The organism is Demequina sediminicola (assembly GCF_000975055.1).
GTDB classification, from domain to species: Bacteria; Actinomycetota; Actinomycetes; order Actinomycetales; family Demequinaceae; genus Demequina; species Demequina sediminicola.
Genome location: NZ_BBRB01000002.1, coordinates 210,111 through 236,498, shown reverse-complemented (window position 1 = coordinate 236,498; position 26,388 = coordinate 210,111). Strand labels below are relative to the sequence as shown.

General features: G+C 63.1%; 21 protein-coding genes and 1 tRNA gene. 7 read left to right on the top strand and 15 right to left on the bottom strand.

Features of this window, described 5'->3' with window-relative positions:
* Positions 1 to 7: 7 nt before the first annotated feature.
* A complete protein-coding gene (locus tag AOP79_RS06010; protein ID WP_062071542.1) occupies positions 8 to 1,933 on the top strand; it encodes an oxidoreductase in 1,926 nt (641 codons plus the stop codon).
* A 108-nt stretch (positions 1,934 to 2,041) separates the two neighbouring features.
* Here AOP79_RS06010 and AOP79_RS06005 read toward each other — a convergent pair whose 3' ends face one another.
* The 4 genes from AOP79_RS06005 to AOP79_RS05990 form a co-directional block, all read right to left on the bottom strand.
* Positions 2,042 to 4,588, bottom strand: coding sequence for a glycoside hydrolase family 65 protein (locus AOP79_RS06005; RefSeq protein WP_062071539.1), 2,547 nt, complete (start codon positions 4,586 to 4,588; stop codon positions 2,042 to 2,044).
* Positions 4,585 to 5,325 carry an HAD family hydrolase gene (locus AOP79_RS06000; protein WP_152648029.1) on the bottom strand — a complete coding sequence of 247 codons (741 nt, stop codon included), beginning with the start codon at positions 5,323 to 5,325 and terminating at the stop codon, positions 4,585 to 4,587. Before AOP79_RS06000 ends, AOP79_RS06005 begins: the two co-directional genes overlap by 4 nt.
* Positions 5,326 to 5,462: 137 nt before the next feature.
* The gene (pth, locus tag AOP79_RS05995; RefSeq protein ID WP_062071537.1) at positions 5,463 to 6,035 is read right to left on the bottom strand and encodes an aminoacyl-tRNA hydrolase; all 573 of its coding nucleotides are present in this window, start codon (positions 6,033 to 6,035) and stop codon (positions 5,463 to 5,465) included.
* 109 nt (positions 6,036 to 6,144) lie between these two features.
* Complete coding sequence (locus AOP79_RS05990) at positions 6,145 to 6,759, bottom strand: 50S ribosomal protein L25/general stress protein Ctc (protein WP_062071536.1); 615 nt, start codon at positions 6,757 to 6,759, stop codon at positions 6,145 to 6,147.
* Between the two features lie 224 nt (positions 6,760 to 6,983).
* On the opposite strand from AOP79_RS05990, the gene AOP79_RS05985 reads away from it, so the two are divergent.
* Both AOP79_RS05985 and AOP79_RS05980 read left to right on the top strand, forming a co-directional pair.
* A complete protein-coding gene (locus AOP79_RS05985) occupies positions 6,984 to 7,778 on the top strand; it encodes a DUF1206 domain-containing protein (RefSeq protein ID WP_062071534.1) in 795 nt (264 codons plus the stop codon).
* Positions 7,779 to 7,781: 3 nt separating this feature from the next.
* Entirely contained in the window at positions 7,782 to 8,495 is a 714-nt protein-coding gene (locus AOP79_RS05980) for a phosphatase PAP2 family protein (RefSeq protein WP_236683266.1), read from the top strand.
* Positions 8,496 to 8,602: 107 nt separating this feature from the next.
* On the opposite strand, the gene AOP79_RS05975 is transcribed toward AOP79_RS05980, so the two are convergent.
* From AOP79_RS05975 to AOP79_RS05965, 3 genes are all read right to left on the bottom strand, one after another.
* The gene (locus AOP79_RS05975) at positions 8,603 to 9,583 is read right to left on the bottom strand and encodes a ribose-phosphate diphosphokinase (protein ID WP_062071532.1); all 981 of its coding nucleotides are present in this window, start codon (positions 9,581 to 9,583) and stop codon (positions 8,603 to 8,605) included.
* Complete coding sequence (gene glmU, locus AOP79_RS05970; RefSeq protein WP_062071530.1) at positions 9,580 to 11,145, bottom strand: bifunctional UDP-N-acetylglucosamine diphosphorylase/glucosamine-1-phosphate N-acetyltransferase GlmU; 1,566 nt, start codon at positions 11,143 to 11,145, stop codon at positions 9,580 to 9,582. The genes AOP79_RS05975 and glmU overlap by 4 nt, the downstream gene beginning before the upstream one ends.
* A 425-nt stretch (positions 11,146 to 11,570) precedes the next feature.
* Positions 11,571 to 11,642: transfer RNA gene (locus AOP79_RS05965), tRNA-Gln, on the bottom strand.
* A gap of 120 nt (positions 11,643 to 11,762) precedes the next feature.
* On the opposite strand from AOP79_RS05965, the gene AOP79_RS05960 reads away from it, so the two are divergent.
* Both AOP79_RS05960 and mscL read left to right on the top strand, forming a co-directional pair.
* The gene (locus AOP79_RS05960) at positions 11,763 to 12,362 is read left to right on the top strand and encodes a TetR/AcrR family transcriptional regulator (protein WP_062071528.1); all 600 of its coding nucleotides are present in this window, start codon (positions 11,763 to 11,765) and stop codon (positions 12,360 to 12,362) included.
* 121 nt (positions 12,363 to 12,483) lie between these two features.
* On the top strand, positions 12,484 to 12,864 hold the full coding sequence (mscL, locus tag AOP79_RS05955) for a large conductance mechanosensitive channel protein MscL (protein ID WP_062071526.1): 381 nt from the start codon (positions 12,484 to 12,486) through the stop codon (positions 12,862 to 12,864).
* A gap of 95 nt (positions 12,865 to 12,959) precedes the next feature.
* Here the strand turns inward: mscL and AOP79_RS05950 are convergent, their stop codons facing one another.
* From AOP79_RS05950 to metG, 5 genes are all read right to left on the bottom strand, one after another.
* Positions 12,960 to 13,910 (bottom strand): 4-(cytidine 5'-diphospho)-2-C-methyl-D-erythritol kinase, encoded by a 951-nt coding sequence (locus AOP79_RS05950; protein WP_062071524.1) that lies wholly within the window; start codon positions 13,908 to 13,910, stop codon positions 12,960 to 12,962.
* Between the two features lie 69 nt (positions 13,911 to 13,979).
* A complete protein-coding gene (gene rsmA / locus AOP79_RS05945; RefSeq protein ID WP_062071521.1) occupies positions 13,980 to 14,828 on the bottom strand; it encodes a 16S rRNA (adenine(1518)-N(6)/adenine(1519)-N(6))-dimethyltransferase RsmA in 849 nt (282 codons plus the stop codon).
* A gap of 4 nt (positions 14,829 to 14,832) precedes the next feature.
* Positions 14,833 to 15,630, bottom strand: a complete 798-nt coding sequence (locus AOP79_RS11970) for an aggregation-promoting factor C-terminal-like domain-containing protein (protein ID WP_161794231.1) — start codon at positions 15,628 to 15,630, stop codon at positions 14,833 to 14,835.
* A 133-nt stretch (positions 15,631 to 15,763) separates the two neighbouring features.
* Positions 15,764 to 16,603 (bottom strand): TatD family hydrolase, encoded by an 840-nt coding sequence (locus tag AOP79_RS05935; RefSeq protein ID WP_062071517.1) that lies wholly within the window; start codon positions 16,601 to 16,603, stop codon positions 15,764 to 15,766.
* Positions 16,600 to 18,396, bottom strand: coding sequence for a methionine--tRNA ligase (gene metG / locus AOP79_RS05930; RefSeq protein ID WP_062071514.1), 1,797 nt, complete (start codon positions 18,394 to 18,396; stop codon positions 16,600 to 16,602). Before metG ends, AOP79_RS05935 begins: the two co-directional genes overlap by 4 nt.
* 275 nt (positions 18,397 to 18,671) lie before the next feature.
* Here metG and AOP79_RS05920 point away from each other — a divergent pair, with 275 nt between their 5' ends.
* Complete coding sequence (locus AOP79_RS05920) at positions 18,672 to 20,969, top strand: helix-turn-helix transcriptional regulator (protein WP_062071509.1); 2,298 nt, start codon at positions 18,672 to 18,674, stop codon at positions 20,967 to 20,969.
* Here AOP79_RS05920 and AOP79_RS11915 read toward each other — a convergent pair.
* From AOP79_RS11915 to rsmI, 3 genes are all read right to left on the bottom strand, one after another.
* A complete protein-coding gene (locus tag AOP79_RS11915; protein WP_062071507.1) occupies positions 20,966 to 23,038 on the bottom strand; it encodes a collagen-binding domain-containing protein in 2,073 nt (690 codons plus the stop codon). The genes AOP79_RS05920 and AOP79_RS11915 overlap by 4 nt on opposite strands.
* A 105-nt stretch (positions 23,039 to 23,143) precedes the next feature.
* Positions 23,144 to 23,965, bottom strand: a complete 822-nt coding sequence (locus AOP79_RS05910; protein WP_152648028.1) for a M15 family metallopeptidase — start codon at positions 23,963 to 23,965, stop codon at positions 23,144 to 23,146.
* Positions 23,966 to 23,967: 2 nt separating this feature from the next.
* Positions 23,968 to 24,810 (bottom strand): 16S rRNA (cytidine(1402)-2'-O)-methyltransferase, encoded by an 843-nt coding sequence (gene rsmI / locus AOP79_RS05905; RefSeq protein ID WP_062071503.1) that lies wholly within the window; start codon positions 24,808 to 24,810, stop codon positions 23,968 to 23,970.
* Between the two features lie 64 nt (positions 24,811 to 24,874).
* Here rsmI and AOP79_RS05900 point away from each other — a divergent pair, with 64 nt between their 5' ends.
* Positions 24,875 to 26,386, top strand: a complete 1,512-nt coding sequence (locus AOP79_RS05900) for a dolichyl-phosphate-mannose--protein mannosyltransferase (RefSeq protein WP_082093411.1) — start codon at positions 24,875 to 24,877, stop codon at positions 26,384 to 26,386.
* Positions 26,387 to 26,388: the final 2 nt, after the last annotated feature.

The window sequence follows — 26,388 nt, the reverse complement described above, 5'->3', positions numbered from 1 at the left end:
AGTTGTCATGACCACCACCTTTGACAGGATTCTCGAACCCATCACGCTCGGAAACCTCCACCTCCGCAATCGCGTGGTCATGGTCCCCATGGGTACCGAGATGGGCGACCACAACGGACACCTGACAGAGCGCGAAATCGCCTACTATGCGGAGCGCGCGAAAGGCGGCGCCGGTCTAGTCGTGACGGGCCTCACCGCAGTGACCGATGACTACGAGGTCATCAACGAAGGCCTCGGACGCATCGACTCCGATGACGCTATCCCCGGTCTCCGCGCACTCGCCGACGCCGTTCACGCAGTCGGCGGCGCTATCTCCGTGCAGCTCACCGCAGGGCTAGGGCGCAACATCAACGTCGCGGACCCCGAGCGCGCACCCATCTCAGCCTCCGACAACGGCCACTACACGGACCCCAGCATCCGCTGCCGCCCTCTCGAGGTCGACGAAATCCACGTGATCGTCAGCCGTTTCAAAGAGGCCGCCGCAAGGTGTCTTGAGGCAGGCATCGATTCCATCGACATCCACGGACACACCGGATATCTCATCGACCAGTTCCTCTCCCCAGAATGGAACCGTCGCACAGATTCCTACGGTGGCTCGGTCGAGAACCGTTGCCGCTTCGCCGTCGAGATTATTCAGGCCGTCAAGGAAGGTGCCCCGGGTCTCCCCGTCACTTTCCGGTTGTCTGCCAACCACCGTTCCGAGCACGGCCGCAAGATCCCCGAATCGCAGGAGATCGCGAAGGTCCTCGAGGCCGCGGGTCTCGACATGCTCATGGCCGACGAAGGCTCATACGAGGCAATGGACTATGTGTTCCCCCCGTACTACCTAGGTGACGCTTGCATGATGGAAGCCGCCGCCGCGATGAAGGAAGTCCTCACCATCCCGGTTCTGGGATGCGGAAACCTGACCCCCGAGAACGCCGAGCAAGCACTGGCCGATGGCGAATTGGACTTCGTCGGAATCGGACGTGGACTCATCGCCGATCCCGAATGGACCAACAAGTTGGCTGCAGGCCAGCGCGAGGACATCCGCCCCTGCATTCGTTGCAACCAGATGTGCGTGGGCAATGCGTTCATCGGTCAGCCCCTCGGCTGCGCAGTCAACCCCACCGTCGGATTCGAGCGCGAGCGTGTCATTACCCCGGCCACGGATCACCAACACGTCGTCATCATCGGTGCCGGCCCCGCAGGCCTCGAGGCCGCACGCGTGGCAGGCGAGCGTGGTCACCGCGTCGATGTCTACGAACGCGAAAGCAGGCTGGGCGGCGTTTTGTGGCCTGCCGCAACCCCCGAGTTCAAGAAGGAACTCCGTTCCATGATCTTCTGGTGGGAACGCCAACTGGCAGATCTGCCCGTGACGGTCCACCTGGACACTGAGATTACAGAAGACTCCCCCGAACTCGCAGACGCAGACACCATCATCGTGGCCGTGGGTTCCACCCCGGTCTCCCCACCCATCCCGGGTCTTGATGGCGACAACGTGGTCGAGGTCGTCGACGCCCACCTTGGCGCAACGCTGGGCAAGCGGATTGTGGTCTGCGGAGGAGGACTTTCTGGGTCTGACTTTGCGCTCGAAGCGGCGCAGGCGGGGCACGACGTCACCATTGTTGAGATGGCAGATGCCGTGGCTGGCGACCTGCTCATGATCAACCGCATTACCCTGATGCGCGACCTCGAAGAGGCAGGGGTGACTCTCACCACTGGACAGCGAGTGACAGCCATCGAGCCGGGCGCCGTGGTGCTGAGCGGAGCGGACGGTGAGTCACGCATCGAGGCCGATACCGTGGTCTCGGCCTTCGGTGTTGCGCCTGCCACGGGCCTCGCGGCAGCGCTTGCTGGCCGGGGACGGGTAGTCGCCGTCGGCGATTGCGTGGAGCCAGCCAAGGTCGGAGACGCGATCAACGCGGGCTTTGAAGCCGCCTTCGCTGTCTAATCTGGGGCTCGCCTCAACCAAACCCACCCCTTCTGCCGAATGGCTCCATTCCGCTGTTTTGGACGCTCAAGACAGCGAGATGGAGCCATTTGGCGGGGAGATGAGGGGTTAGTCCTCGTGGTGACGCAACTGCTCGTGGCCCTCCGGCGGGAGTTCCATCTCAGTAGTGTCAGTCACAGCGCTGGGGAGTGAAGGCTGAATCACCGTGCCGTCTGCACGGACTGTGCCGTGGAACGCCTGAGCATCGGGTGCGCCAGGAATCCTCTCGCCCTGACCGTCAAGAGGCACATTCAACTCAGCCAACTGTGTGACGTGGTGGCGTTCACCACGCACATCCACGGTCAGTCCGGGGCCTTCCTCAATGGCGAACGTGATGTCATCCTGGCGGATCGTCACGCGCACACGCGTGCCGCGCTGAGTGAGGCGGAACGTGAGTGACGGCCACTCCTCCGGCAAGCGCGGATCGAAGCTCAAAATCTCGCCGTGGTCGCGGAAGCCACCAAAGCCATACACCAGAGCAGACCACACACCGCCAGTCGAGGCAGTGTGCACACCATCGGCCGCGTTGTTGTGCAGATCCCCAAGGTCCACATACAGGCTGTCCCAGAAGTACTTCAGCGCAAGCTCGTGATAGCCCACCTCGGCAGCCACGATGGACTGCACCACACCAGACAGGGTCGAGTCGCCCGTGGTGATCGGATCGTAGTACTCAAAGTTCTTGCGCTTCTGTTCCGGCGTGAAGTACTCGCTCTGCAGGAAGCACGCGAGGACCACATCGGCCTGCTTCAAGACCTGGAAGCGGTAGATCACCAGCGGGTGGAAGTGCAACAGCAGCGGCCGCTGCTCGGCCGGCGTGTGCTCAAGGTCCCACACCTCACGCTGGTTGAACAACGCATCCTGCAAGTGGATACCCAGCAGGTCATCCCACAGGAGCGCCATGCCATCAGCGGCGCGAAGCCACTCTGCGACCTCATCCTCCTGCAACTCCAAGCGGGCCACGAGCTTGTCGTACTGCTCCGGCCAACGGTCCTTCAGCTTCTGCACGGCCTGGGCGGCGCAACGAAGGTTAAACCGCGCCATGGCATTCGTGTAGAGGTTGTCGTTGACAACGGTCGTGTACTCATCAGGACCGGTCACACCATGAATGTGGAACGATTCGTCTTTGCCCTCGGCCTTGCGCCAGAAGCCAAGGTCCGCCCACATGCGGGCCGTCTCGACCAGGATGTCGATGCCGTTGCGCGCCAGGAACTCGTCGTCTCCGGTGGCGCGGACGTACTTATCAATCGCAAAGGCGATGTCAGCGTCGATGTGATACTGCGCGGTGCCGGCGGCGTAGTAGGCCGATGCCTCCTCGCCGTTGATGGTCCGCCACGGGTAGAGCGCACCATGCTGCGCGAGCTCCGCCGCACGGCGCCGCGCTGCAGGGAGCATCCGGTGGCGGTATCGCAACGCATTGCGGGCGATGATGGGCGACGTGTACGTGAAGAACGGCATCACATAGACCTCGCCGTCCCAGAAGTAGTGGCCGCCGTACCCTGAGCCAGTCAAACCCTTGGCGGGGACGCCGAGTCCATCTCCGCGCGCCGCAGCCTGTGCCAACTGGAACAGGTTCCACCGCACGGCCTGCTGGGTGTCATCACGTCCCTCCAACTCCACATCGGAGCGATCCCAAAAGTCCTTCAGCCAGACGCGCTGGTGCTCGAACTGCGTGTCAACGCCTTCTTGATTGACTCGGTCAAGCGTGCGCTGGCAACGGTCAACGAGTTCACGCGGCGGCACCAAACTCGACGTGTGGTAGCTGACGACCTTGGTCAGCGTGAAGACTTCACCCGGTTCCATGCGAGTGCGGAACACATGCTTGGCATAGTCGGGATCGACCTCATCGACGCGGTCGAACTCTCCGTCGTAGTCGACCTTGTGTTCCATGGCTGCGGCCAGAGTCATACCGGAGTTGCGCGCCTTGTAGCCAAGGATGACCCTGTCCCCCTGCGCATGCTGCAGGCGGGGCTCAAGCACGCGGTCTTCGAGGCGTGAGGCCTTACGTGGGTCCGCGATGCCGCCGGAGGGCTTGGGCGTGGCACGGTACTCATCAAGCCCTGCCTGGCGGTTCAGCATCTGCGAGGAGATGGCGATGGGTGCGGCCTCGTCCAGCAGTTCCACTTCATAGGTCATGACGGCCAGGTGGCGCTGCGCGAAGGACACCATGCGGCGTGAGCGCACACGGACGCGGTTGCCTGACGGAGTGCGCCACAACAGCGTCCGCGTCAGCACACCCTCGCGCATATCGAGCACGCGCTCGTACTCGACGAGGTCCGCGGTCGAGAGCAGCAGTGGCTCGTCGTTGACGTACAAGCGAATGATCTTGGCGTCCGGGACATTCGCGATGGTCTGACCCGTGCGCGCAAATCCGTAGGCCTCTTCTGCGTGCTGGATATCCCACGTCTCGTGAAACCCATTGATGAACGTGCCGTGTGCGTGAGCGTCGTGGCCATCCTCGACGTTGCCGCGCAACCCCAAGTAGCCGTTCGCCACCGCAAACAACGTCTCTGTGACTCCGAGGTCATCTTCAGAGAACTCGGTCTCCACCAATCGCCACGGGTCGATCGGGAACCGTAGCCGGTCCAGGTAGTCACGCGTTGCCTGCGTGTCACTCATGCCATCAACTCCTCAAGTCCATTGACAACGACCTCGGCGCCGTGGCGGCGCAAGACGTCTGCCCCTGCTCCTCTGTCAACGCCCACGACCAGCGCAAAGTCCCCGGCCGCTCCCGCCTCAACACCGGAGAGCGCGTCTTCGACCACGACAGCATCGGCCGTATTGACCGACAGCCGTTGTGCCGCGAGGGTGAACATGTCGGGGGCGGGCTTTCCCGCGATGCCTTCCTCGGCAACAGTGTTACCGTCAACAACCACCTCAAAGAACCGAGTCAAGTCAGCGGCGGCGAGTACTTCGCGGGCGTTGCGCGAACTCGACACCACAGCCATGGGCACATTGAGTTCGGTGAGGTGCTCGATGAGGCGCAACGAGCCAGGAAATGGTGCCACGCCCTCACGTTTCAACACAGCCATGAACGCATCGTTCTTGACATTGCCGATGCCGCAGACGGTCTCGACGCCAGCGGCATCCTCGGGGGAGCCCCACGGGAGTTCGACGCCACGTGAACGCAGACATGCGTCAACGCCGTCATAGCGCGGCTTGCCATCCACGTAGGCGTAGTAATCAGCGTCGGTGTAGGGCGGAGATACGTCGTGCTTGGTGAAGTAGGCCGTGAACATTGCGGCCCACGCCTTCATGTGCACCTCTGCTGTGGGCGTCAGCACGCCGTCCAGATCAAAGAGTGCCGCACCGTACGTGCGTTCCGGCGTTGGAGGGATCATCCATTGAGCGGTCATGCTTGCTCCCTTGGTCGGGGACGGGCACGGGCTAAAGCGCGGGAGTGAAAGCCCACGATGGTTCCTACGTTGATAGTAGTGACATCAACCGGGGGGTTGTCTATTCCCAATGTTGCGCCTACCCCTGGTAAACACCGCTACCGCGGGGCGTGATACACCTGCTGCGCGGCCTCCAGGCCGTCCGCCACGATGCTCTCCACAGCATCGGCTGCCCGAGAAACGAGCAAGTCGAGCTCCTTACGTTCCGCCGCAGAGAAGCGCTTCAACACGTACGTTGCGGCGTCCATACGGCCTGGAGGACGGCCGATGCCGACTCGCACCCGTACGTAGTCCGGCCCACCAAGGGCTTTGGTGATGTCCTTGAGCCCGTTGTGGCCGGCGGAGCCGCCGCCTCGCTTGAGTTTCACCTCACCAAAGGGAATGTCGAGTTCGTCGTGGACGACAATGACGTCGCGCGCAGCAACGGACTGATAATTGGCGAGCGCATGCACCGGGCCACCGGACACATTCATGTACGTCATGGGTACAGCGACCACCACCGGCTCGCCGCCAATCCGCACGGTGGCTGCTCGAGTACGCGACTTCTTGTGGACGCTTAACGACGTGCCGCCTCGTGCAGCGAGCTCATCAGCGACCATCTGGCCGATGTTGTGGCGGGTTCCGGCATAATCCTCACCGGGATTCCCCAGACCTACTACCAGTGCGTTCACGTCACGTCCCTTTCCGTCAGGCCCTAGTGTCCCGCGAAAACGATCGCCGGGAAACGCAACGCGCCCGCCACCAACGGTGACGGGCGCGCAGCGAAAGCAGGAAGGCGAGTTACGCGTCGTCGCCTTCAGCGTCCTCGGAAGACTCGTCCTCAGCAGCAGCCTCTTCAGGCTCGTCCTCGGCAGCGGTACGCGGCACGGTGATGTGCACGATGAGCTGGTCGGGGTCGCCGGCAATCTCGGAGCCCTTGGGCAGGTCGAGGTCGGAAGCGAGCTTCTTGTCGCCGTCTTCCATGCCCTCGATCGACAGGGTGATGTACTCGGGCAGGTGCGTTGCTTCTGCGTTGATCTGCAGCGAAGCGTTCTCCAGCACGTGAATGGTGCCAGGAGCGGACTCGCCCTCGAGGTGCACAGGCACGTCGACGGTGATCTTCTCGCCCTTCTTCACGATCAGCAGGTCAACGTGCTCGATGACGGGCTTGATCGGGTTACGCTGCACGTCCTTAGCAACAGCCAGGTTCTCCTTGCCGTCAAGGGTGACAGTGAGGAGGGCGTTGGGGTTCTTCAGCGCCATCATCGTGTCGTGTGCGGGGAGCAGCATGTGCACGGGAGCTTCGCCGTGACCGTAGAGCACTGCGGGGATCTGTCCAGCAACGCGTGCGCGGCGTGCCGAACCCTTACCAAATTCGTTGCGCGCTTCAGCAGCGAGCACCAGCTTGTCAGCCATGGGATTCTCCTTGGGAGTGATCAGTGTGTGGAGCCAGGCAAGGCAGGCATCAACTTCACACTGCCGCGTCGATCACGCCAGCACCCGTTGGGCCCAGCCTCGCCGTGGAACAGGGAAAGTCTACCTGAACCTGCGGAAACCCCCTACCCGCTGGGCGTTATGCCTGGTCTACACGCGTCGATCGGGCCGCAATGGGGAATGCCGCCCGCTGCGTGGCGTTAGACATGACTATGAACGCAACTGCATCGTCCATGCGACAAGGAAGCACCGGAGATGTGTGGGAAAAAGGCGCCCGAGCTGGCTACGCCGTCTCTGGAGTCCTCCACATCATGCTGGGTTTCCTCATCGCGAAGATCCCCTTTGGCGGGGGCGAAGAAGCAAGTTCCAGTTCTGCCCTCTCCAGTGTCAGCGACAACGCCTTTGGCGTCGTCATCCTCTGGATTGCCGCCATCGCATTCGCCGCCCTCGGGCTGTGGCAACTCGCCGACGGGCTCCGCTCCCACGAGGACTTCAAAGACCGAGTGAAGCCCCTCGCGAAGGCCGGCGTGTACCTCGTCCTCGCATTGACGTCGGCATCGATTGCGATGGGATCGTCAAGCAGCGGCGGCGACTCCCAAGCACAAGGCATCGTCGCTCAGGTCCTCGGGTGGCCAGCCGGACAGTTCATTGTGGGTGCCATCGGCATCGGCATCCTGGTCGCCGGTGTATTCCACGTCGTGAAGGGTGCCCGCAAAAAGTACATGCACGACCTACGAAGCGTCCCGCAAGGCTCAGGGAAGACCGTCCGTGCGCTCGGAACTACCGGCTACGTCGCCAAGGGCATCGCGCTGGTTGTGGTGGGCGTACTGTTCACCTACTCAGCAGTGACCGCTGACCCCGACGACGCCAAGGGCCTGGACGGCGCCGTGAAGAGCCTCCTCGACCTTCCTGGTGGCGCCATCATCGTTGTCCTCGTCGGCATCGGCTTTGCGGCCTACGGACTGTACTCGTTTGTCCGCGCCCGCTACGCGAGGATGTGACGGGTGATCGGTCCAGGACCGGGAGACGTTGCTCCCACCCGCGCCCAGATGGGGCGCGGCCTCGTACGCCGCATTCTGCTGCCATCGGCCGTTCTTTGGGTCGTGGTAGTCGGTGTCGGCTTCACGCTCGTCGACCTCATCGGTATCGACGAGTCCGCCATCAGCGAGTCAGCCGTCGACATGCGCACCGAGTCGCTCAACACCATCACCGCAGTGGTGTCGGAACTCGGCAACACTCAAGTGCTGATGGGAACGTGCCTGGTGCTCGTGGGGATCATCTGGGCGCTCTCACGACAATGGTGGCTTGCCGTCATTCCAGCGATCGCGCTCGCCGTGGAGGCAGCCGTGTTCCTCACGGCTTCGCTCGTGGTGGGACGCCCTCGCCCCGAAGTAGATCAGCTCGACCACGCCCCACCCACATCGAGCTTCCCCAGCGGACACACCGGTGCCTCAACCGCCGTGTATCTCGCAGTAGCCCTCTGTGCGACCCGCATTCGCACCACGTGGCTGCGAATCACCGTCCAAGTCCTCTGTGTGCTGATTCCTCTAGGAGTGGGACTGTCGCGGGTATACCGCGGAATGCACCACCCCACGGACGTCATCGCGGGGTTCCTCGTGGGTGCCACCTGTGCGCTCATCGCCTGGAACTGGATTCCCCTGCGTGAGTCCGCGGAACGGGTGGCGAACGCCTCTCAGCAGCAGCCGGCGGCAGCGTAAGCCGCGGCGCTTTCGCCACAACGTGATCGGCCCCCTCGGAAAGATCCGAGGGGGCCGATCCACGTTGGACTCATTCACGGTGGACCACGCGAGTCCTCGAAGAATTGCTAGACGTTGCCCTGGAACAAGCTCGTCACCGAACCGTCGTCGAAGACCTCGCGGATGGCGCGTGCCAAGAGCGGGGCGATGGAGAGCACCGTGAGCTTGTCAAAGCGCTTCTCGTCAGGGATAGGTAGCGTGTCCGTGATGACGACCTCGGTCACGCCCGAATCGCGTAGGCGCTCGACGGCGGGACCCGAGAGCAGACCGTGCGTGGACGTCACGATGACATCCTTGGCGCCGTTCTCGAACAGTGCCTCAGCGGCCTGCACAATCGTGCCGCCCGTGTCGATCATGTCGTCGACGAGCACACAGGTACGGCCCTTGACCTCACCCACAAGCTCGTGAACCTTGACCTGGTTGGGCACCGAGGGGTCACGGCGCTTGTGAATGATCGCTAGCGGCGCACCCAAGAAGTCGGACCACTGATCAGCCAAGCGCACGCGGCCCGCGTCCGGAGAAACGATTGTCAGGTTGTCCGGTGCAACACGGGTACGCACGTACTGCGCGAGCAGCGGCATGGCCCAGAGGTGGTCAACCGGGCCGTCGAAGAAGCCCTGGATCTGCGAGGTGTGCAGGTCCACCGACATGATGCGGTCAGCACCCGCAGTCTTGAACAGGTCTGCCATGAGACGCGCGGAGATGGGCTCGCGACCCTTGTGCTTCTTGTCCTGACGGGCATATCCGTAGCAAGGCATGATGACGGTCACGCGCTTGGCGGACGCGCGCTTGAGTGCGTCCACCATGATGAGCTGCTCCATGATCGACTCGTTGATCGGGGCAGCGTGAGACTGGAGAACAAAGGCGTCAGCACCGCGGACGGACTCTCCGAAACGCACGTACAGCTCGCCATTGGCGAAGGTGTAGGCGGTCGTCGGCAGCAGTTCGATGCCCATGGCATCCGCCACCGCTTCAGCGAGTTCAGGGTGCGCCCGGCCACCAGCCAGGATCAGGCGCTTCTCACTCGCGTGCGAGATCTCCGAGGTCATGACTCTCCTTCAGTTTTCTCGGTGGCCGCAGCACGCTCGGCGCGTGCACCCTCCGACAGTCCATCATCGTGCGTACGAAGTGCTTCCTCAGCGGCGAGAGCTGAGGCACTGCCGGGCCGGCGATTGCCCACCCATCCCTCAACGACTTGCTGCGGAGAACTGTTGCGCCCCAGCGCACCGGGTGGGACATCGCGGCGAATCACCGCACCCGCTCCCGTATAAGCGCCGTCGCCGATCTCGACGGGGGCGATGAGTGAGTTGTCCGAACCAATACGCACGTGGTTTCCCACCGTGCTGTGATGCTTCGAAATGCCGTCGTAGTTCACAAAAATCGTGGCCGCACCGACGTTGGTGTGGTGTCCGATGGTTGCATCCCCGACGTAGCTCAGGTGCGGCACTTTGGTGTGCTCGCCGATGGTGGCGTTCTTTGTTTCAACGAACGCGCCGATGCGCCCGCTGGCTCCCAGGTGTGTGCCTGGGCGGAGGAATGAGAAAGGCCCGACAGTCGCGCCATCATCGATGACGGATGCCGAGCCGTGGGTACGGATGACGGAGGCGCCTGCGCCCACCGTGACATCCATAAGTGTCGTGTCAGGTCCCACCACGGTGCCAGTGCCAACAGTGGTGCGGCCCTGCAGTTGCGTGTTGGGAAGGATGGTGACGTCTTCGGCCAGTTCCACATCGGCGTCGATCCACGTGGTCGCGGGGTCCATGACCGTGACACCGTCACGCATCCATCGAGTCACAATGCGAGCATTGAGTTCCTGGCCCAGCTGAGCCAACTGAACGCGATCGTTGACGCCTTCGACATCGCCTGCGTGCGGTGCGATGAACGCGTGCGTGCGCCCGCCCTCACGGCGTGCAATCTCAATGACGTCGGGCAAGTACATCTCGCCCTGGGCGTTGTCTTGGCCGATTTGCGCAAGTGCGCCACGGAGCACGGCAGCATCAAACACATAGATTCCGGAGTTGATCTCGGTAATCGCGCGCTGCTCCTCCGTCGCATCCTTGTGCTCGACGATGCTCAGCACCTCATCAGTGCCAGCGTCGCGCACAATGCGGCCGTAACCGGTCGGGTCGTCCACGGTCGCGGTCAGCACGGTGACAGCGGCACCCGCGGCACCGTGTGCGTCCACCAATGCGCCCAGCAGTTCACCATCAACGAGCGGCACGTCACCACTCGTCACGACGACAGCGCCCTCGGCCTGAGTCTCCATCACTGCGGTGTCCCCCACGGCGCCAGCGGCGACCTGCGCGGCGACGGCCGTGGCGTCCAGTGCAGAGAGTCCGCAGTATGCGGCGCGGCCCGTGCCTGGAATCTCGTCCTGATCAGCCAGCAGCACGTGAGGCGCAATCTGAGTGATGTGCTCGGCAACCGTCTCCCGGTCGTGGCGCACCACCACCACAACGCGCTGGGGTTCGATAGCTGCTGCAGAAGCGAGCGCGTGCCCCACGAGCGAACGGCCAGCAATAGAGTGCAAGACCTTCGGGGTAGCGGACTTCATTCGAGTGCCTGCTCCGGCCGCGAGAATAATCACGGCGGCGGGTCGAATCCGACTCACCGGACCCCCTTCATGTGGCGACAAAAGTTGGTGGAGACCACTCTACCTGCCCTTCGCAGCCCTGCGCGTCTCAGCATCGGCCCTCCACCCCCAACACTTTGAACCAAAGGTGACAGCGGCACGCCGGGCTCCGCGCGCTCAATGCGCCCGCGCCACGGCGTGCCGCCTCAATCTTTGGTTCGTACTGTCAGTTTCCTTACTGTCAGTTTCCGTACTGGCAGGTTCGGTGCAGGCAGGTTTCGTGGCGTCCATCTAGAGGAGCCAGTGCTTGGCGGTGGCTCGGTACCGCGCTGTGCGTCAGCGTCGCGCCCCGGAAAGACTCACAGCCCAGCCGATGCTGGCGCAGGAACGCAGGCCACGTTCAGCAAGGAATCGGGCACCAGGGCCGCGCCACCAGAATGGGGCGAATACGAGGGAGAACGAGGCTCCGCCCACAGGATTCGAACCTGTACCGCAAGGCTCCAAAGGCCTGCATGCTGCCGTTACACTAGGGCGGATCGAGAGACCACATTACGCGTCAATGAGCGCAGGTAAAAACTCTCGGGGCACCAGTGTGCCAGGATTCACGGCACACTAGGAGCGTGACAGACCCTACTCGCAAGACTCCGCGCGCCCGAATGACCTCTCGCGAACGGCGGGAACAACTCCTGACTGTGTCGCGCACCCTGTTCGCTGAGCGTGGGTTTGAGGGCACCTCGGTGGAGGAAATCGCCTCACGTGCCGACGTGTCAAAGCCGGTGGTATATGAGCACTTTGGCGGTAAGGAGGGCGTGTACGCCGTCATCGTGGACCGCGAAGTCGAGGCGCTGCTGGGAGCGCTGACGGGCGCGCTTTCTGAGCGAGGTCACCCTCGCCAACTGGTGGAGCGTGCCGCACGGGCACTCTTGGATTACATCGAATCTTCTCCCGCGGGTTTCCGAATCTTGGTGCGCGATTCCCCAGTCGCGCAGGCCGGTGGGACGTTCTCTTCACTCATCGGTGATGTGGCGACGCAAGTGGAGCACCTGCTGGGGCACCAAATGGCTAAGCGTGGACTCGATCCCTCAACTGCGCCGATCTATTCACAGATGCTTGTGGGCATGGTTGCGCTCGCGGGCCAGCATTGGGCAGAAGCGCGCGAGCCCAGCAAGGACGAGGTTGCCGCTCATATGGTGAACCTCGCGTGGAACGGGCTGAGCAACTTTGAGGCTGACCCTGTCCTCCCGCCGGCTGACTAACGTCACCTGAGCAGGGCTTGTGTCTGTTGTTCCTGGGCGCACAAGGCGTTTCCCCGCGCACGAGGCGTAGCCGTGAAATATCCTCACAGGTGTCACGTCCCCCTCTGTGAAGGAATCCACCATGATTCAAGGCTTTAAGGAATTCATTACCCGCGGCAATGTCATTGACCTGGCCGTCGGTATCGTCATCGGCGGTGCCTTCGCGACCGTCATCACCGCAGTGGTAGACGGGCTGCTGACACCCATCATCGCCATGATCTTTGGGCAACCGGACCTGACCCAGGTGATGACGTTCGAGATCAACAGCGCTGTGTTCAGCATCGGCCTGATTCTGGATGCGCTGTTCAAGTTCATCACGATCGCTCTGGCGATTTACTTCTTTGTCGTTGTTCCCATGAACAAGCTCGCCGAGCGCCGCAAGAAGGCCGACGACGTTGTCGAGGAGGATGGCCCCACTGAGGTTGAGTTGCTGATGGAGATCCGCGACTCGCTGCGCAAGTAGCACCCTCCCTCTTTCTCAAATGGCTCTATTTCGCTGTTTTGGCATGGCTAGACAGCGAAATGGAGCCATTTGGCGTGCAGGGGAGGGGAGGGGAGTTAGGGGGCAGCGATGATCGTGGCGCCCGGAGCAGGGGCCGATGCCGCCAACACCGTATCGGCAACCTCCGCCGCACGCAGGTGCGCAGCAATGGCCAACGCATGCTGACGTGAGCGCGCCAACGCGGCCACAGTAGGCCCAGACCCCGACACCATGACCCCAAGCGCCTCCGCCTCCAGCGCGGCCCCCAACACGCGCTCCAGGTGAGGCGCTAGCACCAATGCCGCGGGCTGCAGGTCATTAGACAATGCGTCCCCGAGCCGGACGGCATCGCCTGCCATCAGCGCGGTCATGATGTCTTGGCTGATACGGGGGTCGCTAGGTGCCGTTCCCGAAGCGGCATCAGCCTCCGCGTCATGCAAGGTGTCGAACATCGCGTAGACCTCGGGGGTCGACAAACCTGACGACTGCGTAGCGAGCACCCAGTGGAACTCCCCGCGCGCCATAGCCGGCGACAGGTCGCTCCCCCGTCCGAGCCCTACGGCCGTGGCACCATGTAATCCGAAGGGCACGTCAGCGCCCAAAGTTGCCGCTACCTCGTGAAGCCCCTCGCGCGTTGCCCCCAAATCCCACACCTCTGCGCACGCAAGCAAAGCCGCCGCAGCATCGGCGCTCCCTCCGGCCATTCCGCCAGCGACGGGCACGCCTTTGCGGATGTGGAGGGATACGCCCGCCTCGACGCCGTATGCCTCGCGCAGGGCCACAGCGGCACGCGCCGCAAGATTGTCGGCTCCTGTGGGGACGGTGGCCGGGTCGATGCCTAGAGAACGCGACGCTTCCACGGTGATGACAATTTCGTTGTCGTCACGCTCGGTTGCTGTGACCGTTTCATACAGGTCAACAGCCTGGAACACGGTGGCGAGGGGATGGTAGCCGTCATCGCCTACGGGGCCCACAGCAAGTTGCAGGTTGATCTTTCCCGGTGCACGCACGGTGACGGATCGGTTCATGGGTCACATGTTCCCAGACAAGGGGTACTTGCCGCGAGAGGAACGATGCCGAGGAGACATCGCCGCACACTACGCCGTGGCGTTGAGGGCTTCTGCAATGCGGGTGAAGTCGTGAATGTCGAGTTGCTCACCCCGAGTGAGTGGGGCAATACCCACGGACTCGAGTGCCGCCTCCGACGCCGACGAGGAACCAGCGAGCTCCGACAATGCCCCTCGCAAGCCCTTACGGCGTTGAGCGAAAGCGGCATCGATGACCGCAAACACTTCTTCACGGCTCGCGCTCGTCTCAGGAATCTCGCGGCGCTCCATCAGCACCAGCCTGGAATCCACACGCGGGACCGGCCAAAAAACGTTGCGCTTCACGTCGCCTGCAGCGCGCACGTCGCAGTACCACGCCGCTTTGGCGGATGGAATGCCATAGGTGCGTGACCCTGGTCCGGCAGCGAGGCGGTCAGCAACCTCGGCCTGGACCATCACGAGCACGCGTTCAAGGCTCGGGAAGGTCTCGAGGAAGTGCAAGATCACCGGTACCGACACGTTGTACGGCAGATTCGCCACCAGTGCCTTCGGTGGCGCGTCGAGTCCGGTGACGCGCATCGCGTCCTCATGAATGACTGTGAGGCGCGAAGCCTCGTCGGGTGCCCGTTCAGCAACGGTGTCGCCAAGAGCCTTCGCCAACAGCGGGTCAATCTCCACGGCGGTCACATGCGCACCGGCCTCAAGCAAGGCAAGCGTTAGCGAACCAAGGCCGGGACCGACCTCAACAACAGCATCCCCCGCTTCGACGCCAGCGATACGCACAATGCGGCGTACGGTGCCGGAGTCCACCACGAAGTTCTGGCCCCACTTCTTGGTGGGTGCAGCTCCCAGGGATTCCGCCAGAGAGCGAATATCCGACGGGCCTAGGAGGTCCGCCACGCGTTTAGTACCAGCCGACGCTCTGTGAGTGACCCCACGCGGCGCACGGAGTGCCGTAGCGGCCGGAGATGTAGGACAGGCCCCAACTAATCTGGGTGGCAGGGTTGGTAGCCCAGTCGGCACCGTGGGACGCCATCTTGGAACCAGGCAGCGACTGCGGGATGCCATGGGCACCGGAAGACGAGTTGTGAGCGTTGGAGTTCCAGTTGGATTCCTTGGTCCACAGCGCGTTCAGGCAGCTCCACTCATCTCCGCTCCATCCGCGGGCGGCAGCCATTTCCTGGCCGATAGCGCGGTTGGCTCCAGCGTTCGAGACGCCGGTAGGGATCGTGGGCTTCTCTTTGGCACCAATGGCGACCACCTCATCGACGGGCTCGTCGACGACAACGGTCAGGCTTTCGGTGCGCTCAACCTCGACGCCGTCCTTGATGACGACCTCGTAGGACACGAGTGCGGTGCCGTTCTCACCTTCGGTGACAACCGTGTCGGTGCCTTCCTCGGTGTCGTAGTCCTTCTCTTCAACAGAGCCGTGCTCGAGGGTCTTCTCCTCGGTCTTGGTCACGACCTGGATGTCGTTGGCGGCGGCCTCGACAGGTGCAAGCGTGGTGTCGGCAACAGCCGAGTCGCGCGTCGAGTCAGGGGTCGCCCAGGCGTTCACGCCCACGGAGGCAAAGGAGCCGACAGCGAATGCTGTGACGGCCAGTCCGGCGCTCGCGGTGAGGGCCACGCGGCGGCGGCTCACTGCCTTGTAACGCTTGGAGCGGCGGCCTCCCGGAGCAGGCATCAGGTTACGAAAACTCAAAGTCATGTCCTTTCTCGCGCGCATCGGTCCGTGCCATCTGAATAACGAAACCGTAACGGCGAACGGTCTTTTATCTCACAGACCGACCCCGTCGCGCTAGTCCTAGTGACGTCGCTCACACTCGCAGGGGCGTTCACTCCCACGATCCGTAGAGCATTTCCGACGTCTCAGTGACAGTCGTGCACACCGTTTCTAGGTCTGTTTCCAGGACTTCTGCCACCGTGCGAGCCGTCAGCGCCGCGAGCGCAGGGTGGTTCGGGGCGCCTCGATACGGGTGCGGAGTCAAAAACGGCGCATCGGTTTCGACAAGCACCTGAGAGAGGTCTGCGACCGCGAGCGCAGCTCGCAGTCCTCCGGCGTTCTTGAAGGTCACGGTCCCCGAGAACGAGAGGAACCACCCATGTTGCATTGCGAGCTTGGCTAGCCCCGCGTCTCCGGAGAAGCAGTGAAACACCGTGCGCTCGGGAGCTCCATCGCGCATGAGGATATCGACCACGTCGGCGTGGGCGTCACGGTCGTGAATCTGCATGGGCAGGTTCAGTTCCTTGGCGAGCGCGATGTGGTCACGGAATGCCGTGATCTGCGCGTCTCGCCCCTCGGGACCTGTGCGAAAGAAGTCCAGCCCGGTCTCCCCCACCACACGGATCCGTTCACCTCGAGCAAGATCGCCGATGCGGGCAAAGGCCTCGTCGTATTCTCCCCTGGCCGCGAGAACGGCTGCGTCGTTCGGGTGGAGCGCGACACCGCCGAGCATCTGCGGGTACTTGGTCACGGCATCGGCCGTCCACTCCGCGGACTCAAGGTCACAGCCGATCTGCACCACACGAGTCACGCCCGCTGCAGCGGCCGCCGCGAGGCGGTCCTCTACCGTGAACGGTTCATCGCCAGCCGGGAAGTCCAGATGGCAATGGTTGTCGACGATGGGTGCGGGCAGCGGCTCGGGAGTCGCCGGCCAGGTGCCGGGACGAGTCATTCGCCCTCGCCGCGCATACGGGCCAGTTCCTCCTCGACAATGTCGTCGTCGAGCTTGGTGAAGATCGGCGATGGCTTGTCGACCGGAGTTCCCGGCACCACGGAGCGACGCGACCACGTGCCCTGAGCCGCACTGTAATCACCCTGGATCACCGGGTAGTGACGGTCCGGCAGGTCGAGGTCGTCGACTTCGTTCAGCTGCGGCATCGGTGCGAACACTCCGGTGCCACCCATCGCTTCGTGAACCTTCTGAGCACTGTGAGGCAGGAAGGGCGCGAGCATCGTGTTGGCGTCGGATACCAACTGGGCTGCGACGCCCAGCACGGTCTTCATGCGCTCCGGATCCTCGTTCTTGAGCTTCCACGGTGCCGTGTCGGCCAGGTACTTGTTGGCCTCTCCCACCACACGCATGGCCTCGGAGATCGCGGCGCGCTGACGGTGAGCACCGATGAGTTCACCCACGGTGTCGAATCCGGCTTCCGAGCCCGCGAGCGCCGCACGGTCCACGTCCTGCAAGTCGCTCAGCGCGGGGATGGAGCCGACGTTCTTGTTCAGCAACGATGCGGTGCGGTTGACCAGGTTGCCCCAGCCTGCGACCAGTTCGTTGTTGGTGCGGTTCTTGAACTCTTGCCAGGTGAAGTCCGAGTCGTGCGACTCGGGGCCTGCCGTTGCAATGAAGTAGCGCAGGGCGTCGGGCTGGTAGCGAGCAAGCATGTCGCGGACGTAGATCACGTGCCCGCGGCTTGAAGAGAACTTGGCGGACTCCATGGTGAGGAACTCTGAAGACACCACCTCGGTGGGGAGCTGCAGGTCGCCGAACTCGGAGAGTTCGCCGCCGTGCGCACCCCGACCATTGGCGGCGAGCAGTTCGCCAGGCCAGATCTGCGAGTGGAAGGTGATGTTGTCCTTACCCATGAAGTAATAGGACAGCGTCTCAGGGTCATTCCACCACTGGCGCCAAGCGTCAGGCTCGCCCTCACGGCGTGCCCACTCGATGGAGGACGACAAATAGCCGATGACGGCATCGAACCAGACATAGAGGCGCTTGTTGGGATTCGACTCCCAACCCTCAAGCGGCACCGGGATGCCCCAGTCGATGTCTCGCGTCATAGCGCGGGGGCGCATGTCGGCAAGCAGGTTCTTCGAGAAGTTCATGACGTTGGGACGCCAACCCTCGCGCGCCCCGAGCCACTCGGTGAGGGGCTCTGCCAACGAGGGGAGGTCGAGGAAGAAGTGTTCGGTGTCGATGAACTTGGGGGTCTCGCCATTGATACGGCTGACGGGGTTCTTCAGTTCGGCTGCGTCGAGCTGATTGCCGCAGTTGTCACACTGGTCACCGCGAGCGCCGTCGGAATCACAGATAGGGCACGTGCCCTCGATGTAGCGGTCAGGCAGAGTGCGACCCGTAGACGGGGAGATCGCACCGCGGGTGGTCTGCTCAATCATGTAGCCGTTGGAGTGCACTGCCTTGAACAACGCCTGAGCGACCTTGTAGTGGTTGCCGGTGGTGGTGCGTGTGAAGAGGTCATAGCTCAGACCCAGCGACACCAAGTCTTCGACAATGACGCGGTTGTAGCGGTCCGCGAGTTCCTGGGGCGTGACGCCTTCCTGATCCGCCTGAACCAAGATGGGCGTGCCGTGTTCGTCAGTGCCGGAAACCATCAGGACATCGTTGCCAGCCATGCGCATGTAGCGGCTGAAAACGTCCGAGGGAACACCGAACCCGGCTACGTGGCCGATGTGTCGGGGCCCGTTGGCATATGGCCAGGCGACGGCAGAGAGGATGCGTGACATGCCGCCCATCCTAGTGAAGCCGCACGCTTGTGCTGACTTCCCCGACAACGCGCGCCGCAAGCAGCAGGCGATCGTGACACGATGGGATGATGAAACACACTGGGGAGGCCACGGCGGAGCCATCGCTCCCAACTCCCTTGTTCACGGCACCCAGCTGGGAAGTCCCTCGCTCCCGCGTGCTCGATAGTATTCCACAGTCGGCACGGGCGGTCATCATCTGTGCTCCGCTGGGCTGGGGCAAGAGTGTAGTGGCACGCCAATTGGCCAATCACCTAGTGGCGGAGGGCGCCCAGGTCGCGTGGCACAACACCCGATGGTCACCTTCCCCTCACCACGAAAGCGCCCGCAGCGCCGCATTATCCGTCGCAGTAATCGACGCAGTGCCGGCTGCCGATGTGACCGTGCGTGAGGCTCTCGCCACTGTCGACCTACTCATCATCACGACCCGCGATGGCCGCAACTTGCGCGCCGCGCTCGACCTTGAAACTGACGTCGCCTATGTCTCCGCGGCGGACCTGCTTTTTACACCGTCAGAAATGCGTCAGTGTCTTACACTCGCTGGTGTCCCAGACTCCGCGACCACACTCGTGCACGAGGTGAGCGGAGGCCACCCTCTCGCCACGCGTGCGATTATCGCTGCGGCCGCGCGCAAAGACGCATCCTGGGCCAACGTGACAGCGACCACGGCTTCCGCCTGGGCGGCGGAGGGAATCCACACCGCACTCACCGCCCATCGCAAAGAACTCTCTGACCTCATTCCCGATACCGAAGCACTCGGTGCTTTACTCATTTCGGAACGGCCTTCCGTCTCTCTTGCAAAGACTCTTCTAGGTCCTGACGACGCGGAACGAGTCTTGGGCCATGCCGGTGCTGCGGGACTGATCTCGATCGACGAGTCCAACGGAGATGCGGTCATCGTCCTGCCTTTCGTCGAGGCCATCCTGCGCCGGCTTAAGCCCGGCGACGACGCAACGCACCGTGCCCTACTGCAACGCATGCTCGCCTGGTCGCGGGAGCATGGTGATGCTGTTGAGTCGCTCGCCGCCGCCGCAAAACTCCGAGACATCGAAGCGATGGCAGATGGCGTCCTCGCCCGCGCGGGAGTGGAACTCATCGAGCGCGCTGACCGCACCGTCGAGTTATTGGGGAGGTTCTCGACCGGCGAGTTGTCGCGCCGCCCAGTGTTGTGCCTCGTCATGGCGCTCGCGCGCAGCACTCAAGCAGGGGGCCGCGTCGACGGTCGAGCGTGGCTGCGCATCACGATCGACGCTGGTGAGCGGTCAACTAACGGGTCCTCCGCAATCAGTTTCGAGGGTGAAGCCGCGTCCCTCGTCGCGCGACGCATGTTGGGCGATACTTCCGCAGCGGTCGAAGGTGCTCGAGAGCTCGCAGCACGCGCAATCGATGCCGCGGGGCAGCACGCCTTGCCGCCGCATCTGGGCGCCGCCTACCTCCAACAGGCGGCGACCACCATGTTCGTTATCGGGCACCTTGACGAAGCTGCAGAATTCCTCACCGCAGGAGTCACCACGGCCGGAGTCATTCGGGGCGACGAAATGCGCACAGACCTGGCAGCTCTCCATGCGCTCCGAGGAGAGGTGCGCCGTGCGCGCGATGACCTCAACGAAGCGACAGTCGATGACGCAGAACCGGAGCGCCTGCTCCAGCAAACGCACGTCACTCGGACAGCGGCGCAAGTACTCATACTCACGGAGAATGGGGAGCCAGCCGAAGCGCTCGCACTGTTGGCCAACGAAAGCCCGCGCATCGCCCGCTCAGAACTGTGGCCGCTCTGTGCGGAGGCGCTACTTTTGGCCGAGGCAGCGCGCTTTCCGGGGAAAGTACCAGGAATGACCACCATCGAGAAGTGGGAGAAGGGGGCGCTCGTCGCGCCGCCCCCGTACTGGCGAGCACGGCTCGCGAGCGGTCGCGCTCTCGTCGCACTCGGCGCTGGAAACCGTCACCTCGCTGAAGACTTGACCGAAGAGGCACGATCAATCCATCACCAGCCCGCCGTCGCGCTGACACAAGCGCGACTCCTGGTTTCCATGGGCCGCCCCCATGAAGCGCTAGCGGCCTTGGATGCCTCCGGGGTGCCCACAGACCCACGCACGCTCCTAGGTCGTGCTCTGCTAACCGCAGTCGCATACCATGCGGTGGGCGACGCAACTTCCTGTACCCAAGCCACCTCCGAAGCAGCACGCACATCGTTGGCATATGGTGCGACAACACCTTGGCTCTTGCTTGGTGCGAGCGAGCGCGACACGCTCCTCAAGGAAGCCACGCAACTACCGACACGAGAGCGGGACGCGCTCCTCCGTGCTCAGAGGCTCTTCCCGCTTGGGGAGTCCGCGGGCCAACGCCCGACAGTCACGCTAAGTCGCACAGAGCGGGAAGTCGTGCGACTACTGGCGACAGGAGCCGAACTCAAGGAAATCGCGCGCCATCGCCACGTGTCACTCAATACCATCCGGACTCAAACACGCTCGATCTATCGAAAGTTTGGTGTACGAAGCCGGCACGAAGCCGTAGTTCGGGCTAGCGAACTCGGCCTCGTGCGCGGGGCACCTTAGCTGCGGCGAGAGCGTCGCACTAGAATGAAACCTGCGAGCATGAGGGCGAGCGCTGCGCCCACATGCCAGTCAACCACTCCCCCAGTGGCCGCAAGCCTGGCCTGACTGTGGCTGGTTGCCGCACCGTCAGACTCAGCACCGGGCTGGTCAGCGTTGAGACCACCCGAGTCGAGCACCTGACTTTCGCCAACAGTCCGCGTGATGCCCGCCATCCCGCCGACTTGAGGATCCATCTTTTTGGCATCTCCGACCTCCACAGCATCAGTTGCATGCTCTGCCACTTCGTCGACCACCTGTGCCACCACTTCCTGCTGCACTGCTTCGGAGACAGCACCGGCAGGGTCCAAGAGCGGGGCTGTCGACACGCCTTCCGCTTCCGTAAGAACGTCGTCAACAAGTTGGTCAACTGACGCGGACCCGTCAACGATTGCCACAATCTGCTCGATGACTGGGTCCGAGACGACATCCGAGCCAGACTCCAGGCCCGTGTCGGGTCCCGCCACAAGAACGGACTCTTCCGCGGATGTTGCCCCGTCACCAGGTGCCGTCGAAGGCTCGCCAGGAGCGGCGGAAGGGACGTTTTGGTCGTCTTCGCTGGGCTCCGAATCGCCGGCAAGTTGTGAAGCACCGGGAGCAACCTGGTCAGCAATCTCAGTCACTACGGGAGAGTCATCGATGGCCCCTGCAATCATGTCCGTCACAGTCTCGGGGAGCATTGACTCTTCACCAACGAGCGCCGGCGTTCCAGCAGCCTGTTCCCCATCCGAAACCGCCACGATGGGTTCGGAGCTGGGCTCGATCGACGGCACGACCTCAGGTTCAACGGTAGGCACTGGCACAGCAGTTGGGCTCGGAGAATGCGTCGCAGGTGCAGTGTCGAGGATTGCGTCCTCATCGGCCGCGGCGGCTTCCTCCATTGGCGCACCGGCGGAAGCATCGGTATGAGTAGGAACCGTGCCTGCGTCGGCAAGTGCCAAGAGTCCCTCAAACTCGTAGTGGTGGATCTCGCCATCGTTGCGCAGTTCTACCCGGTGAGCCACAATCTGACCCTCTACGAGGGTCTTCTGAGGCCCGGTGATCACTGTTGCCTGAGGTGCCAATATTGAACCAGGCACGATGCCTGGAGAGTTCACGTGGATGACGGCGCCAGGCTCGGTGACTAAGTTCCATACGATGTAGGGCGCGAACACATTGTGAGCGCTCGACTGCGGGTACGCACCGATCGCCTCGGTCGGCAGGTCGATACTCGCACCATCATTGGCGCGTACATTGATCACTAACGGGGAGTCAACGGAAGGCGCGACACCATCGAACCGAATCTTCCACCCGGTAGCCGGAAGTTGGTCTGCGTCGATGTCCAGCACATTCGCAGCGCCTTCCTCGAGCTCAAGGGGTACACCGTTTAATGGGTGGGTTACATCTGGAAGATCAACGAAGTATGCCCCAGCGAGCGTCCCCGCCGCCATTGCCTCGGACCACACCGCGAACTGCTCAAATGCGTTCGCCGCGATGAGTGCTCCATACGCATGAGGGTCTTCCACCGACTCCACGCTCTGGGGGGTGTCGCTCTGCTCGAGAACGCTGTCGCCGAACGGGCAACCGTTGCGCCCCACCTCGCGTACACACACACCGTTGCCGCGACTGCCAACCTCCAGGCCATCGAGTGACCCAAGGCGTACCTGACCTTGCTTGGCAGGATCGGACTGACGGGGGCTCACGCGGATCGAACCGGTCGATGCTTCGCGGTCGAAGGTACCGCCCGCCACCACGCGGACATATTCGCCGTCGAGAAGGGGGAGTGTGTAGTCGCCACTACCAGCGGCTTGATGCACGATGTTGAACGCCTGCGTGTCGGCGATCAAGTTTCCGCCTGCGGCAATGGATCCTTCTATCTCATGGTTCGCCACCACAACATCGGTAGCGGAGACCACAGTGAATCCGGCCGCGGCCGCAAAAGGGCCGCTCACGACACCTGCCGCCGGTACGGCAGCGAATGGGACGCTCACTATTGCTGCGGCGGATGTGACAATCGTCGCCGCGGCTACACGGACGGTGGTTCGCGCTGACATCTTTGCTCCTCAATGCTCCAGGTGGGTACACACCATGAGAACGCGAGGTTCCCCGCTTCCACGGATGAAAGCGGGGGTGAAAAATGTTGGAATCCAAGCAACGTGTTAGTGATAGTCGAGGGCGGGCGGGAGATCGAAGAACTCCTCCATGGTCTGGCCGGATTCGTGCATGGCTCGTGCGAGGTCGAGGCCGACATACCTGACGTGCCACGGCTCATACCGAATGCCAGTGGTGTCTTCGGCACCATCGGGGTAGCGAACGACAAATCCGTATTCGTGCGCATTCGCAGCGACCCATTGACCGGCAGCCTCGTCCGCGAAGCAGGTCTTGATGCGGCAGCTCTCCGATTGATAGATGTCTGCGGCGAGTCCAGTTTGGTGCTCGGAGTATCCCGGCCGGAGGGAGCTACGTTCGGTCACTGTGGTCCCATACTCTGCGATGTACCGCTCGTGGAGAACTTTCTGTTCCGTGTAGGGCCGGTACGCGTTCGACACATTGAAGGGTGCCCCTGCATCGGCGGCTGCAGTTCTCATACGCTCCATAGCGCTGGCAGCCTCGGGCGTCATCGGCGAACCTGCGACAGCGTCCAGCGGACTTGGCACATAGTCAATTGGGTCAAGTGGCCGCAGTTTGTTCACGACAACCCACAGCGAGTCGGCGTCGTCGAGCGAGTACTGGCTCCAGGGGTTGGCGCTCACCTGCGGATTCACCGGTGCAGCCGGAGACACCGACGGCGCGGTGATAGGGCCGATGCTGGGGTCACCGTCCGCGATCGCCGCAGTGGTGGGAAGAGTGTCGGGTTGACCGTTGAGCATCGCGTCGTGGGTGCGTGCAGTTGCGGCGCCCGCCAGAAAGGCGACGACGACAACCCCGGTTACCAACCAGGGGAACGGTTTGCGCTCGCGGCGCATGTGAGACGGCGTCACGGTCACGCGCCCCGGTCGCTCCGAGCTGCGAGGACCGCGCTGTAAAGTTCGCGGCGCGGAACGCCTGACGTCTGGGCGAGGTCGGCGACGGCGTCCTTTGCCCGCTCACCGGCGTCCACACGCGCGAGTGCCTCAGCCACAAGTGCTTCCATGGAGGGTGCACCGGCGTCTCGGCCCGCGACGGTAATCACGATTTCGCCCCGCACCCCGTCCGCGGCCCATCGCGCCAGTTCAGCAAGGGAAGCGCGCCTCGTCTCTTCATGAGTCTTGGTGAGTTCACGCGAAACCGAGGCACGGCGCTCTCCACCCCAGGTCTCGGCCATCGCCTCGAGCGTCGCCGCAAGCCGGTGCGGTGCTTCAAAGAACACCATGGTGCGCGGCTCAGATTGCAATGCTGTCAATGCTCGGCGCTTTTCACCATCCTTGCGCGGCAAGAATCCTTCAAAACAGAACCGGTCAGTCGGGAGCCCAGAGAGCGCGAGCGCCGTCAGCACCGCGCTAGGGCCGGGGAGCACGTCAACCGTCACGCCGGCGGCCACAGCGGCCTCGACCACTCTGAAGCCCGGGTCGGACACGGTCGGCATCCCTGCGTCGGACACCACGAGCACCCACTGGCCGGCCTGGACACGCTCAATGAGTTCGTTGGCTTTGTCACGCTCGTTGTGGTCGTGGACGGCCCACACGTCACCGGTCACGGTGACGTCGAGCCGGCGCGCCATGTCGCGGAGCCGGCGTGTGTCCTCTGCCGCCACGGCATCGGCCCCCTGCAGTGCGTCCTTAAGTCGCTGCGACGCATCGCCCACGTTGCCGATGGGCGTTGCTGCGAGGGTGAGCCGGCCAGTCATGACTCCAGGGTGACACAGGCCTTTCCTCATCTGAGGCACGCCACCCGCTAGGCTCCCCCTTGTGATGGGCTTCCTTTGGCGCTGGCGCGTAACCCTGATGGCCACTGTGGTGGGTGTTGTTGCGGCCGTGATGCGCTTTGCCACGCTGGGTTACCCGCAGGCCCTTGTCTTTGACGAGGTGTTTTATGCGCGTGGCGCCTACTCCCTCATCACTATCGGCTACGAGGGCGAATGGGGCGGCGAGAACCAAGACTTCGCCCAAGGCGACTTCTCGCAGTTGACGAGCGAAGGCGACTACGTCGTCCACCCGAACATCGGCAAGTTGATGATCGGGTGGGGCATGAAGATGTTTGGGCCCACGCCTTATGGCTGGAGGTTCATGGCCGCCCTCGTGGGTGTCGCCACGGTCCTCATGATTGCGTTCATTGCGCGGCAGCTCTTGCGTTCGACCCTCTGGGGTGGTGTGGCCGGCCTGTTCTTGGCCCTCGACGGCGAGCACATCGTGCTCTCCCGCACCGCACTACTCGATATCTTTCTGACTTTCTTTGTGGTCGCGGCTTTCGGACTTCTCGTGGTCGACAGGCACGTGACCTCGCGCAAAATCTATGCCGACGCAGCACGACAACGCACAGCCCTAGGGCTCGGAGCGACGTCACTGATCCCCGGTGGCGGTCCCAATACGGGCATCCGTTGGTGGCGCCTTGCGTCGATCGTGGTGTTTGGCCTTGCAGTCTCAGTGAAATGGAACGGCCTGTATTTCGCGGCAGCGTTCCTCGTGCTGTCCGTCATCTGGGACTGGTACGACCGCAACAAAGCCGGCTACGTCAAGTGGTTCACCGGCGGGTTCGTCCGCGCCATCCCCGCGTTCCTCACGACGGTAGTGGTCATCCCGCTGGTGTATCTCGCATCGTGGATTCCGTGGTTCCGGGCAGACAAGGCGTGGGGGCGACACTGGGCTGAGGACAACCCGGGCGAGGGCCTCACGTGGCTGCCCGACTCATTGAACTCGCTGGTGCACTATCACGAGCAAATGTGGACCTTCCATCAGGGCCTCGACGAACCACACAACTACGAGTCCAACCCCTGGGGGTGGCCGCTCCAACTGCGCCCGACAGCCTTCTACTTTGAAGACGTCACCGACGTGGACTGCGGTGCCGAGCGATGCGTCTCTGCCATTCACGCGATCGGCCACCCACTGCTGTGGTGGGTGGGAGCGGCCGTGCTGATCTACGCAATCTGGCGGATCCTGCGCCACCGCGACATGCTCGCCCTCACTGTCACCGCAGGCTACCTGGCCGCCTGGCTCCCGTGGCTACCACTGGCTCACCGCACCATTTTCACGTTCTACACCGTGACCATGGCACCGTTCCTCGTGCTCATGCTGGTGTGGGCGATGCAACGAATAGCCAAGCCTGAACGGTTGGGCGGCCGATGGTGGAAGCCCGGAGTCATCATGTGCGTGGTCTACGTGGGTCTCGTTCTGATCGTGGCCGGGTTCTTCACCCCAATCTGGATTGGTGAACCCATCCCCTACCAGTACTGGCGCCTGCACATGTGGCTTCCTAGCTGGGTCTAGCG